The organism is Lactobacillus sp. W8093 (assembly GCF_016100925.1).
In the GTDB taxonomy this organism is placed as follows: domain Bacteria; phylum Bacillota; class Bacilli; order Lactobacillales; family Lactobacillaceae; genus Lactobacillus; species Lactobacillus helsingborgensis.
Genome location: NZ_JACFRL010000002.1, coordinates 250,775 through 262,640, shown reverse-complemented (window position 1 = coordinate 262,640; position 11,866 = coordinate 250,775). Strand labels below are relative to the sequence as shown.

Below are 11,866 nucleotides of genomic sequence, written 5' to 3'. Positions count from 1 at the left end.
GTATCTCAAGAAGTACCAGGCACTCGACAAAATTCATCCGCATTACAATTGGCACTACAAAGACAATCTGACGCAAGAGCAGATAGTCAACGAAGGCATCGCCTGCAGCACGGAGCTTACTAATGCCTACAACCTGCTGCAGGCATTTTATGATGCTTTGGCTGCCAAAGATCCGCTGGCAATTAAAGAAGTGATTCATGCTAAAGAAGAAGTTGGCTGGCAAATGCATCAAACCCTGTTAACTTTTAAGCATAACCTGAAAGCAGTAATTAACGGGATAACATTGAATTATTCCAACGGCTGCTTAGAGGGCTTCAATCGCAAGATTAAACAAATTGAGCGCACAGCTTTTGGCTACGCCAACTTCCACAATCTGCTAACCAGGATTAGATTAGCAGAAAACAAGGTAAAAGAAAAAGAACCAAGCAGTTTTTTAGCTGCTTGATTCTATTCATTTAAGCTCTATCAACAGGATTTGACAAAGAGCCATTATTTTAATTTGCAGCAGCATTTACGGCTTGAATAAGCGCATTTCTAAAGCCCGTTTCTTCAAGCTTGGCTACTCCCCTAATAGTTGAACCACCCGGTGTGGTAACTTCGTCTTTTAATTCTTCCGGCAATTTTTTACTAGCAAGTGCCAATTGGCTGGTACCCAAAAGCATTTGTTCAATTATCTGATATGAATCTGCACGTTTAATACCGTTTTGCACTGCGGCATCACTCAGCGCTGCAATCATAAGATCTACAAAAGCAGGCGTGCATCCAGCAACTGTACCATAAATGCCTAGCAGGTTTTCAGGCACAACGTAAACTGCACCCATTTGAGTAAAAATCTTTTTTACAGTAGCAATCACTTCCGGCTTTTCATCAGGAATAAAACTGATGGCTGTAATTCCGCTACCTATTTGAACGGGAGTATTAGGAACGATCTTGGCAAATGTCGTATCTTGCGCAAGTCCACTATTAATCTGAGTTAAATCGCCGCCACCCGTTGATAACATGATACCGTGATATTTTTGACCCAGCTGCTTCAGTATAGCTTCAGCACTGGAGCCACTCACAGCAACTATAACTGCCTGGCAAGCGTTAAATTCAGTGTAACTATTAACTAAGCGCAGATTAAATTCAGCAGCAATTTTTTGAGCGGACTTATGACCACCGTCATAAACATAAATATCTTGGCTTGAATTTTTAGCATTTAACAAGCCTTTAATGATAGCGGAACCAATCTTACCAGTTCCAATAAAACCAATTTTCATCAGCTACCACCTTTTTTTAAAAGTCCGTGTGATCTGGATCATTTGCTAATTTAGCTGCTCCATGCAAACCATCAAGTTTAGCCATATCAGCATCACTAATTGTAAAGTCAAAAACTTGTAAATTAGATTCAAGCCGATCGCGGTGGACAGATTTTGGTAATGGGACAAAGCCGTGTTGCAAGGACCACCGTAATAAGACTTGCGCTGGAGACTTGTCATAGTGTTGCGCAACAGAAACGACAGTTTCATTAGCAAATAAACCGCCCCTGCCAAGTGGTGAATATGCTTCGCTCAAGATGCCGAGTTCTTTATTATAAGAAGTCACATCTTCTTCCATATCACTTGGGTTAAGGTAAATTTGATTGACAGCAGGACGGATTTTGGCGGTCTTCAGCAACTCATCCAAGTGTTTACGTCTGAAATTCGATACTCCGATTGCGCGAATTTTACCTGCCTGAACAGCTTCTTCCATTGCCTGCCAGCTTTCTGCGTTTAATTCAGCCCAGTGATCACGCACAGGTGCTGGATTAGGCCAGTGGATCAAATACAAGTCAAGGTAATCTAAATCTAATTTAGTCAAGCTTTCATCAATCGCAGCCTTAGTTGCCTGATAGCCGTGATGATCGTTCCATAATTTAGTGGTTACAAATAAGTCGTGTCTATTGACCCCGCTTTGTTTAATTCCTTGTCCGATGCTCTCCTCATTGCCGTAAGCTGCAGCCGTATCAATTAAGCGATAGCCCAGATCCAGTGCATCCTTCACAGTGTTCTTGGCTACTTCACCGTCAGGTGTTTGCCAAGTTCCTAAACCAATGACTGGTATTTTAACGCCATTATTTAATTCATAAGTATCATTAAAAGAATGAATATTTAAAGTCATTATTCTCACCTCTAATAATTATTATACAGGATTGAACTATACTTCTACAGGAAAAGATAGCAATTATTGCGGTTGCTTTTGCAAATCACCCTTGAGCAAAGCCACAAATTCCGGATATGTTGCTACCTCATATAAGGGATGCAGATTCATATTATTCTTCCGTTTACGGTGGTTATACCAGATGCTGTCAAAGCCGTAATTTTCTGCACCCAGTATGTCGGACTGCAGCCCATCTCCAAAGAACACAGTTTCTTCAGGGCCGATTTCAGTATGAGCAAAAAAGTAATCAAAGATACGGGTATCCGGTTTAGCAAAGCCGGCTTCTTCTGATGTCACAATCAGCGAAAAATATTTATCAATGCCCGCTAATTGCAAACGGTGCCTCTGCATAAAGGCTTCACCATTACTTAAAATAGTTAAAACGTAATTGTGCTTTTTAGCAAAACGCAAAGTATCATTCACACCGGGCAGCAACTTATGAGCTTCACTAAAATAAGAACGGTATTCGTTCATAATTGCAATTCCGTCAATATCAATGTCTAAATTTTCTTTGATAAATTCGCTAAAGACAGTCTTGCTGAGTTGATTATAATCGATTTTACCTTGTTCCAGCTTACGCCAAAGTCCTTGATTATATGCATGATAATCACGCTGCATGTTGTCTGTTAACTGCCAATGATGAGCCTGAAAAAGACTATGCAGAGCAAAATTTTCTGTAGCAGCAAAATCAATCAAAGTATCATCAACATCAAAAATTATTTGTTTATAACGCAAGCAATTTCTTCCTCTCCAGTTATTCCGCAGAATAAAATGCGTATTCACTAAAAATTAGTGTGGAGGTCTATTATAACAATATTTCACACATTGGGAACAAAATTAACTATTTTTAAATTTTGCTTGCATTACTATTACTCTTCTTAAAAATCAGCTATAATATCACTTAATTCTGCTAAAAGGGGTGATTAAGCATGGTTGGACTATTACTAGCATTCTTGTTAATTTGGTTATTTATAAAACTGGGCGTTGGTATATTTAAAATCTTATTTTTCATTTTAACTTGCACACTTGCCTTTATTTTCTTTATTCATTTATTAGTGCCAATAGTCGTTATTCTTGGCTTAATTTTCCTTTTCTTCACGTTAGCTAGGCACTAATTTTTAGTTTAAAAACAAAAATATATTCAAGCATAATAAACGCTATTTTTAGCTTATTATGCTTTTTTTATATCTTCGAATTCTATATGTTTTTTTATTATCCCCGACAACTTACTCGCACATCAAGTTGTGACTTTTACTTGTGTTTAAGAGCAAACTTTCCTCTAGTAAATACAAGATATTGTGGTATAGTTCTACTTGTAGCCATAGATGATGTGTCTGTGGAACAATTTGCTAGTTGAAGGAGTAACTTTGAATATGAAAAATACGAGCATAACCTTAGATCAGGGTTACATTGATCAAGTGAAACAAACTGTCACTCCCCACTGGGGAGAGCTTGGCTGGGTTACTTACAAACGGACCTACGCCAGATGGCTTCCTGAAAAAAATCGTTCCGAAAATTGGGATGAAACAGTTAAACGCGTAATCGAAGGCAATATTAATCTTGATCCTCGTCTCAAAGATTCTCCTGCAAATGAAGTAGTTGATGAACTAACTGATGAGGCCAAGAGCCTATTTAAATTGGTTTACGGTTTAGGCGCAACGCCTTCTGGTCGTAACCTCTGGGTCTCCGGGACAGATTACCAAAAGCGTAATGGTGATTCGTTGAATAATTGCTGGTTTATAGCTATTCGTCCCCAAAAATATGGTGACAGCCATATAGTGCCAGACTATTTAGGGCAAACGCAAGAAGCGGTTTCAATGCCATTTTCATTTCTTTTTGACCAACTAATGAAAGGCGGCGGCGTTGGCTTTTCTGTTGTTCAAGACAACATTCAAAAGATTCCAACAGTTGATAACAAAATCGATTTAACAATCGTGATCGACAAAAAGAGTGCCTCATACGCGGATTCGGTTAAATTGGGTGCAACGGACAAAGACGAATGGGCAAAGCAAAATAACGGCAAGTCTGACTACGTATACTACAACTTGCCTGATACCCGTGAAGGTTGGGTTTTGGCCAATGCTCGTTTAGTTGACATGCATTTTAATCAAACCAATGCTGAAAACAAGACCAAACTGGTACTGGACATCAGCAGAATTCGTCCTTACGGGGCTAAAATTCACGGTTTTGGCGGTACTGCTTCTGGACCTATGCCGTTAGTGGAAATGCTTTTTGATATTAACAACATTATTAACAACCGAGTAGGCGGCAATTTAACTTCTGTTGATTGTACGGATATTTGCAACTTGATTGGTAAAACAGTCGTTGCCGGCAATGTGAGAAGATCAGCTGAATTGGCTTTAGGTACAAGTACCGACCAAGACTTCATCACGATGAAACAGGATAAAGACAAACTCTACCACCACCGTTGGGCATCAAACAACAGTGTAGCAATTGATTCTAACTTTGATGAATATGAACCAATTGCTAACGGTATTAGAGAAAACGGTGAACCAGGAATAGTTAACCTTGACTTATCTCGTAACTATGGTCGTATTATTGACGGCTATCAAAAAGATATTGACGGCGACGTTGAAGGCACCAACCCTTGCGGAGAGATTTCCTTGGCTAATGGTGAGCCATGCAACCTGTTTGAAGTATTCCCATACATTGCAGAACAACAAGGTTGGAAACTAAAGGACGTTTTCAGGTTGGCCACTCGCTACGCCAAACGGGTAACGTTTAGTGACTACGACTGGGAAATTTCCCGCAACATCATTTCCAAGAATCGTAGAATCGGTGTTTCAATGTCAGGTATTCAAGACTGGCTGTTAAATGATTTGGGTCACCGGGTTGTCACCGGCTTTGAAGACAGCACTGATGAAGAAACCGGCGCAAAGATTAAAAAACCAATTTACGACCCTCAGGGAATTAAAATGGTTACTGAAGCTTACCAAGCCGTCATTGATGCTGATAAAGAATACAGCAAAACTTTAAACTGCAATGAGTCAATCAAGCACACAACTGTTAAGCCTTCTGGTACTGTTGCCAAATTGGCTGGGGCCTCTGAAGGAATGCACTTCCACTATGCCGGCTACTTAATTCAAAGAATTAGGTTCCAAGCTTCTGATCCATTGCTTAAAGCATTGGACGCATGTGGTTACTATTCAGAACCTGATATTTACTCACCAAACACAACTTGTGTTGAATTTCCATTGCGTGCTGCTCACGCCGACAGCAAGAACTTTGCTTCTGCCGGTACAGTTTCAATTGAAGAACAATTTGCAACACAAGCCTTTTTGCAAACTTATTGGTCAGATAATGCAGTTAGCTGTACCGTTACTTTCCAAAGCAATGAAGGTGACAAGATTACCCCACTCTTTGAACAATACCGGCATGTAATTAAGTCAACTTCCTTATTGCCATACTATGGTGGTTCACTTAAACAAGCGCCAAAAGAACCAATCGATAAAGTTAAATATGAGGAAAGAAAAGCTGAAATTACCGGTGATGTAGCCCAAGTATTTGCAGAGCAAAATGATGATCAAAAAGATTTGGAATTAGTTGACCAAACAGACTGTGAATCCGGTGCATGTCCAGTTAAATAAGTTTTTTAAATTAAACTAGTGCCGTGCAAGCAGCTAAGTACGAAGTTTTTAGTGCTTGCACAAAAATCTATAGATTAGGAGTATATTATGAAGAAAAGCAAATTATCAGTTTTAACCGGAATAGCCACTATTTTTACCTTTACTTTTGCTGGCTACGAAACAACCCAAAATGTCCAACAGGTAGACGCCAGCAGCAAAATCAAAGTTACTTACACCCTTAAAGTACATAACAAGAATTACAAGAAAAAGACTATTAAATTGCCTAAGAACTCAACTGTAATGCGCGGTTTGAAAAAGTGCTGGAAAATAAAGAGTGATCACGGTCTTATTACTTCAATAGCTGGTAAAAGCCAAAATAAGCGCAAGAAGATTTATTGGACTTACACCATTAACGGCAAGTTTGCGCAAAAAGGTGCGACAATACAGAAGCTTGCTAACAAAGATAAAATTAAATTTACTTTAGCAAAAGTTAACTTCTAAAATTGCTATGGTCCGCAGTTCAACTAAGAAAATAGCGTTATTAGCAATTTTAACAGCCATGTGTGTGGCACTAAGAATATTTAAAATTATTCCTGTGCCCAATGTTCAACCAGTAACCGATATTTTGATGATTGTAACTTTAAATATTGGCTTTGGTTTCGGCTTTGCTTTAGCCCTTTTAACTATGGTAGTTTCCAACATTTACTTGGGCTTTGGCATTTGGACAGTATCACAAGTCTTAGCCTATGGCGGCTGTGTTTTAACTGTGGCTTTGCTCGGTAAATTTACGCCACTTAAAAAACATTTTACACTGCAACTTATTCTTGCTGTTTTTCTCGGCTGGGAATATGGCTGCTTTGTCGACTTCGGCATGTCTATCTTTGGCGGTTTCAATGCGTTCCTAGCTTATTGGGCAGGCAGTCTGGTCTTTGATACTTATCATGCTGTCGGCAACCTAGTGTTTTACCCAATTTTATACAAGCCGTTAAATATTGCACTTGATCATTACAAACGGAGGCTATTATGACAATTAAAATCTACACTAAGGTGGGCGATCAAGGTTTTACCAAACAGGTAACCGGCAAAATGGTTCCCAAATATGATCTGCAGATTATCGCTGTCGGTGATATTGATGAACTTGATTCTTACCTGGGCGTTGTGATTGCCAACTTGTCTGCCAAATGTCAGAAGCTGCATACTCCTTTACAAAATTTGCAACGAGACTTATATGAACTGGAAAGTGACATTGTTGTCAAAAGACACGAAGAAATTACGGCTGAAAAAGTAGCAGAACTTGAAAAACAGATCGACGAACTTAATAAACAAATTCCTCAAACAACCCATTTCATTTTACCTGGCGGTTCGATCACTGCCACTCACTTACACTATGCCCGGACAGTTGCCAGACGAGCCGAGCGTTCCATGGTAAAACTAAACGCTGAAAAACAAAAACTTGCTCCCGCTTGTTTGGAATACATCAACCGCTTGTCAGACTACCTCTTTACCTTAGCTCGTTATGCTAATGTGCTAGACGGTGCGTCAGAAGTCAAAAGTAAAATTAAGTAAGCAAGCTCAAAAAACGAGGTAGTTTCGTAATTGAAACTACCCCGTTTTTATTTTGTTTAAAATTAATATTTTACTGCCACCACAATTTAATTAGTCCTTGAGTCCCCAAGTCACCCAAGTGCTTTTCATCAACTAATGTTTCGTATAACTTTTTAGCTTCTTCGGTTGCTGGCAGCTCAATTTTCATTTCTTTAGCAGTCTCTAGAGCAATGCGCAAATCCTTCAAAAAGTGTTTGCTGAAAAAGCCCGGGGTATAGTCACCTTTTAAGACCCGCGGACCATAATTACTCAAGCTCCAGTTAGCAGCACTGCCTGCTCCGACCGTTTTAAGGACTGCTTCAAGGTCAAGCCCCGCCTTTTTAGCATAAACCAGCATTTCTGTCATACCGGTCATGGTGCCTGCAATCATGATCTGATTAGCCATTTTAGTATTCTGACCTGCACCAGCTGGCCCAAAAAAGTGAACTTGCTTTCCGAAATCCTTAAAAATTGTTTCCAAGTTTTGGTAAGCAGATTCATCTCCCCCAACCATGATGGTCAGCGTACCGTTTTTAGCACCTAAATCACCACCAGAAACAGGAGCATCCAATACTTTAGCGCCCTGCTTTTCACCTGCGGCAAAAATTTTTTGTGCTAAAGCAGGCTTTGAAGTGGTCATGTCTACCAGATTTTTGCCCTTAACTTCGGCTTGCAAAATACCGTTATCGCCGAAATAAACTTGTTCAACGTCAGCGGGCAAACCCACAATAGTGAAAATTGTCTCAGTCTGTTCAACTACAGCTTTAGGATTATCACACCAAGTAGCACCTTTTGCAACCAGATTATCAGTCTTACTCTTAGTGCGATTATAAACCCACAATTGATGACCAGCTTTTAACAAGTTAAGGCAAATGGCATTTCCCATAACTCCAGTTCCAATAAAACCTATTTTCATAATCAATTCTCCTCTATTAAATAAAACGTTTTCTTAATAATTTAATCATACCACTAACTTATCTTTAATAAGTAGAGTTTTTATTTATTTAGGTTTTCGTTAACAAAAAGTTCTGCCTGCTCACCATATTCCGGCATCCCTAATAAAGTAAAATTCTTAATTGCCCACTTGCACTTAGATATATATTCAGGTTTATGCACAAAATGATAATTGACCATGTTTTCCAATAAAACCAGCATATTTTTGCAGAAAAAGAGTTCAGGAATCATCTTCACCTTTTCAGCAGCAGTAATAAAGTATTGTGCTTCAGTATATGACTTTTGCTCAATACACATGATCAAGATATTGCAGATAACATCTAACAATTCTTCTTGCTGGCGCGGTTTTGAAACGTTCTTTAACTTTTCAACTATCTTTTTACCTATTAGCAAATTGCTCTTTAAATCATAAATTGGGATTAAATTAATGTAGATCCGCAACGCCCTCTCGTCAAAATCATTTTGGTCAAAGAGCCAGCTTTTCAATTTGCTTTTTTTAGTTTCACTCAAATCTGCCAGCTTATTTTCCACATCGGCCAATTCGAAATCAATCAGCAATAGTATCTTTTCTTTATCTTTATCTTTAAAATCACTATCTGCTACATACTCCCTGATTTTTCTGATTTTAGCAGGATTATTCTGATAATATGCCCTGTTTACTTCACGATCAATAAAGCTGGCTGCATTGTCATGCTCCTGATTAGCACTTAATTTGTTAAAAAAATCTTCCGGTTTAATCTGGTTAGCAGTTAAAATCGCTAATAAGTCTTCGGCGGTAATACGGTGAAGCCCTTTTTCTACTTTGGCATAGTATGAAGGACTAACTATGCCAGACGCCCATTCTTTCTGTGTTTTTAAATTTTTAATACGAAATTGCTTCAATAATTCTCCAATTGTCATTATGTTTCCTTTCGGTTTCACAATGTTCAAATTTACTTAGCAACTATAGTGTAAACGATATTTAACTAAAAAATCTGTTTACTATTTGACTTAACCCTAACTTTAAGTACTACAATTTTGATAATTATAAAATTTTATGTTGCAGATGTGCAGCAAATTTTATAATTGCAACTGATCCTTCTTTAGGAGCTGATTAATTATGACTACAAAAAGAAAATCTATCATAGCAGGCACGTTGCTATTAGCGTTATTGCTACTTGCCGTTTACATATTTAAAAACAACTATCAGGAAGAAAATGGTGCAAGTATTCGCATCAATACGCCAACACTTTTTGTACATGGCTGGGGCAGCAGTTACCACGCTGAAGAAAGTATGGTGGTTTATGCACAAAAACATCATGCTACTAATTCTGTCATTCGTGCCGACGTTAGCTCTACTGGTAAAGTCACCTTAATAGGGACAATAAAAAAACGGGCCAAGAACCCGATAGTTGAAGTCAACCTCCAAAATAATAAGAGCATTTTTGCTGGAACGAATAATCAAATTACTGCCATGAACAAGAGCAGCAATTATATTAAAGACGTGATCATTACACTGCAAAAAAGGTATCACTTTAAGCGAATTAACTTAGTAGGACATTCGATGGGCAATTTACAAATTGCCTATTACTTACGCAATAATGCGACTAATTCGCACATGCCCCACTTAAATAAACAGGTTTCAATTGCCGGTCATTATAACGGTTATATTGGTGAACAAGGAGCACCAAATAAAACTATCTTAAATCACGCTGGCAAACCGCAAAAAATGAGTGCGGATTACCGCGAACTTTTAAGTTTAAGAAAGAAGTTTCCTCAAAACGCTGACGTCTTAAATATCTATGGTGACACAGGTTCTGGCAGTGATGGTGACGTCACCGTTAATTCTGCTCGCTCTTATCGCTATTTAGTGAGTAGACGCGCTCACTCATACCAAGAAAAAGAAATAAAAGGTCCTCGCGCTCAACACAGTAAATTGCACGAAAATACTAATGTTGACCGTTTATTAGTCAACTTCCTCTGGTAATTTATCCTACTGGATTTTGCCTTGATCATATAAATTGATTTTAGTTTTTAACCGGGCAATTGTAGCCTGAATATTTTGGTCTTGCTTTTCTAGCCTATGCAATTCTTTAACTAAAATCTGCCGTCTGGACTTCTTAGTATCACTGCCTTGCTGCAATAATTCGGTGTATTCAAGTAAATCCTTCACTGGAATTTTTACCTGCCGCATGCACTTAATAAAACTAATCCAAGTAAGATCTTTTTCCTCATAATTTCTAACCCCGTGCTCTTTTTTGACTTCGGGTATTAAGCCCATCTTTTCATAATATCTGAGAGTTACAGGCGTTAATTCTACTTTTTCAGCTACTTCTGATATTTTCATTATGTTTTGCTCTTCCTAATGAATTTAAACTTAGATCTAAGTTTAAGTATTATCTAAAAAATATATTAGGTTGATTGCAGCAATTTTACTCATTTTTTCAGCCTAATATCGTTAAAAAGTAGCCTATAATCACATTATAGGTGCTTTTTATATATGAGTTCTTAGATCGCCAATTTTGGCATAAATAAAAAATTAACTTATTTTACCTAACACTTAAAATTTTAATCACATCTATTATTATGTAAAATACTTATTAAACATGAATAGTTATAACTTACTTGCATTAAAGTCTGCTTATTAAAGACAGGAAGGATAACATGGAATTAAGAGTTTTGAATTATTTTGTAGCCGTTGCCCAAGAAGGAAATATGACTCGTGCTGCCAAAAAGCTGCTTATCTCTCAACCAGCGTTATCAAGGCAAATTGCTGAACTGGAAGCTGAACTTGGCGTTAAATTATTTAGCCGTAAGTCGCGGCATTTAGCTTTAACTCCGGCAGGTCATTATTTATTAGAACAGGCACAAGAGATATTGGAATTAACTGCCAAAACTAAAAGAAATATTGAAAAAGATTCTTTTGTCAGTGGCGACTTGACCATTGCTGCAGGTGAAAGCAGCGGTATGCAACGAGTAATAAATGTGATTAGTGACATTATCAAGGAACATCCTTCTGTCAAAATTCACTTATTAAGCGGAGATTACAGTTTTGCCGAGCGCAAATTAAATAATGGAACAGTTGATTTTGCAGTTATTATCGGAGATGTTCCTTTAGACAATTATGCTTCTCTAACACTACCCGAAAAAGATACTTGGGGAATACTGCTGCCAAGCGATGATCCTTTAGCAAAAAAGACAGCGATTAGACCAGCAGATTTAAAAGGACGGACACTATTAAATTCGCAGCAAGCACAAAAAATGCACCTTTTTCAAAACTGGCTGGGAAATTATTATGACACTGTGAATTTTATTGGCAGCTATAACTTAAACTTCAATGGTACGTTGATGGTTAAAAATCATGCCGCATTAATGCTCACTCTAGATAAATTAGCTGATACCTCTAAAGGCTCAGGCATTACATTTAGAAAATTACAGCCAGCGCTGCACCAAGCTATCAAAGTAGTTTGGAAACACGGTGTTAATTTATCACCAGTCGCAGAATTATTTTTAAAATTACTGCAGGAATCAATTTTTAAGTAATAATACTTAATGCCAAAAAAATGAAAAGAAAAAGAATATCA

At 38.0% G+C, this 11,866-nt stretch carries 13 protein-coding genes; 7 read left to right on the top strand and 6 right to left on the bottom strand.

Annotated features, from left to right (window positions below; genetic code table 11):
* On the top strand, positions 1 to 445 hold a 445-nt coding region (locus tag H3T47_RS02480), incomplete at its 5' end, for a transposase (protein ID WP_199282439.1).
* A gap of 49 nt (positions 446 to 494) precedes the next feature.
* On the opposite strand, the gene proC is transcribed toward H3T47_RS02480, so the two are convergent.
* The 3 genes from proC to H3T47_RS02465 form a co-directional block, all read right to left on the bottom strand.
* Positions 495 to 1,259 (bottom strand): pyrroline-5-carboxylate reductase, encoded by a 765-nt coding sequence (proC, locus tag H3T47_RS02475; RefSeq protein WP_199282438.1) that lies wholly within the window; start codon positions 1,257 to 1,259, stop codon positions 495 to 497.
* Positions 1,260 to 1,275: 16 nt separating this feature from the next.
* Complete coding sequence (locus H3T47_RS02470; protein WP_038520650.1) at positions 1,276 to 2,139, bottom strand: aldo/keto reductase; 864 nt, start codon at positions 2,137 to 2,139, stop codon at positions 1,276 to 1,278.
* Positions 2,140 to 2,202: 63 nt separating this feature from the next.
* Positions 2,203 to 2,913, bottom strand: coding sequence for a YjjG family noncanonical pyrimidine nucleotidase (locus H3T47_RS02465; RefSeq protein WP_199282437.1), 711 nt, complete (start codon positions 2,911 to 2,913; stop codon positions 2,203 to 2,205).
* A gap of 638 nt (positions 2,914 to 3,551) precedes the next feature.
* Here H3T47_RS02465 and nrdJ point away from each other — a divergent pair.
* From nrdJ to H3T47_RS02445, 4 genes are all read left to right on the top strand, one after another.
* The gene (gene nrdJ, locus H3T47_RS02460; protein ID WP_199282436.1) at positions 3,552 to 5,786 is read left to right on the top strand and encodes a ribonucleoside-triphosphate reductase, adenosylcobalamin-dependent; all 2,235 of its coding nucleotides are present in this window, start codon (positions 3,552 to 3,554) and stop codon (positions 5,784 to 5,786) included.
* A gap of 87 nt (positions 5,787 to 5,873) precedes the next feature.
* Entirely contained in the window at positions 5,874 to 6,266 is a 393-nt protein-coding gene (locus H3T47_RS02455; protein ID WP_199282435.1) for a DUF4430 domain-containing protein, read from the top strand.
* A gap of 7 nt (positions 6,267 to 6,273) precedes the next feature.
* Positions 6,274 to 6,792 carry an ECF transporter S component gene (locus tag H3T47_RS02450; protein ID WP_187159905.1) on the top strand — a complete coding sequence of 173 codons (519 nt, stop codon included), beginning with the start codon at positions 6,274 to 6,276 and terminating at the stop codon, positions 6,790 to 6,792.
* The gene (locus H3T47_RS02445; protein WP_199282434.1) at positions 6,789 to 7,331 is read left to right on the top strand and encodes a cob(I)yrinic acid a,c-diamide adenosyltransferase; all 543 of its coding nucleotides are present in this window, start codon (positions 6,789 to 6,791) and stop codon (positions 7,329 to 7,331) included. Before H3T47_RS02450 ends, H3T47_RS02445 begins: the two co-directional genes overlap by 4 nt.
* A 70-nt stretch (positions 7,332 to 7,401) precedes the next feature.
* Here the strand turns inward: H3T47_RS02445 and H3T47_RS02440 are convergent, their stop codons facing one another.
* Both H3T47_RS02440 and H3T47_RS02435 read right to left on the bottom strand, forming a co-directional pair.
* The gene (locus tag H3T47_RS02440) at positions 7,402 to 8,265 is read right to left on the bottom strand and encodes an NAD(P)-dependent oxidoreductase (protein WP_187159903.1); all 864 of its coding nucleotides are present in this window, start codon (positions 8,263 to 8,265) and stop codon (positions 7,402 to 7,404) included.
* A gap of 80 nt (positions 8,266 to 8,345) precedes the next feature.
* The gene (locus tag H3T47_RS02435) at positions 8,346 to 9,203 is read right to left on the bottom strand and encodes a helix-turn-helix domain-containing protein (protein WP_199282433.1); all 858 of its coding nucleotides are present in this window, start codon (positions 9,201 to 9,203) and stop codon (positions 8,346 to 8,348) included.
* 199 nt (positions 9,204 to 9,402) lie between these two features.
* Here H3T47_RS02435 and H3T47_RS02430 point away from each other — a divergent pair, with 199 nt between their 5' ends.
* On the top strand, positions 9,403 to 10,269 hold the full coding sequence (locus H3T47_RS02430) for an alpha/beta hydrolase (protein WP_199282432.1): 867 nt from the start codon (positions 9,403 to 9,405) through the stop codon (positions 10,267 to 10,269).
* A 6-nt stretch (positions 10,270 to 10,275) separates the two neighbouring features.
* Here H3T47_RS02430 and H3T47_RS02425 read toward each other — a convergent pair whose 3' ends face one another.
* A complete protein-coding gene (locus H3T47_RS02425; RefSeq protein WP_046326534.1) occupies positions 10,276 to 10,629 on the bottom strand; it encodes a MerR family transcriptional regulator in 354 nt (117 codons plus the stop codon).
* A 317-nt stretch (positions 10,630 to 10,946) separates the two neighbouring features.
* On the opposite strand from H3T47_RS02425, the gene H3T47_RS02420 reads away from it, so the two are divergent.
* Positions 10,947 to 11,825, top strand: a complete 879-nt coding sequence (locus H3T47_RS02420; protein WP_199282431.1) for a LysR family transcriptional regulator — start codon at positions 10,947 to 10,949, stop codon at positions 11,823 to 11,825.
* The last annotated feature ends 41 nt before the right edge of the window (positions 11,826 to 11,866 follow it).

Coding starts and splice junctions, on each gene's coding strand:
- proC (WP_199282438.1), bottom strand. CDS start 1,259: ATGAAAATTGGTTTTATTGGAACTGGTAAGATTGGTTCCGCTATCATT.
- H3T47_RS02470 (WP_038520650.1), bottom strand. CDS start 2,139: ATGACTTTAAATATTCATTCTTTTAATGATACTTATGAATTAAATAAT.
- nrdJ (WP_199282436.1), top strand. CDS start 3,552: ATGAAAAATACGAGCATAACCTTAGATCAGGGTTACATTGATCAAGTG.
- H3T47_RS02455 (WP_199282435.1), top strand. CDS start 5,874: ATGAAGAAAAGCAAATTATCAGTTTTAACCGGAATAGCCACTATTTTT.
- H3T47_RS02450 (WP_187159905.1), top strand. CDS start 6,274: ATGGTCCGCAGTTCAACTAAGAAAATAGCGTTATTAGCAATTTTAACA.
- H3T47_RS02445 (WP_199282434.1), top strand. CDS start 6,789: ATGACAATTAAAATCTACACTAAGGTGGGCGATCAAGGTTTTACCAAA.
- H3T47_RS02440 (WP_187159903.1), bottom strand. CDS start 8,265: ATGAAAATAGGTTTTATTGGAACTGGAGTTATGGGAAATGCCATTTGC.
- H3T47_RS02435 (WP_199282433.1), bottom strand. CDS start 9,203: ATGACAATTGGAGAATTATTGAAGCAATTTCGTATTAAAAATTTAAAA.
- H3T47_RS02430 (WP_199282432.1), top strand. CDS start 9,403: ATGACTACAAAAAGAAAATCTATCATAGCAGGCACGTTGCTATTAGCG.
- H3T47_RS02425 (WP_046326534.1), bottom strand. CDS start 10,629: ATGAAAATATCAGAAGTAGCTGAAAAAGTAGAATTAACGCCTGTAACT.
- H3T47_RS02420 (WP_199282431.1), top strand. CDS start 10,947: ATGGAATTAAGAGTTTTGAATTATTTTGTAGCCGTTGCCCAAGAAGGA.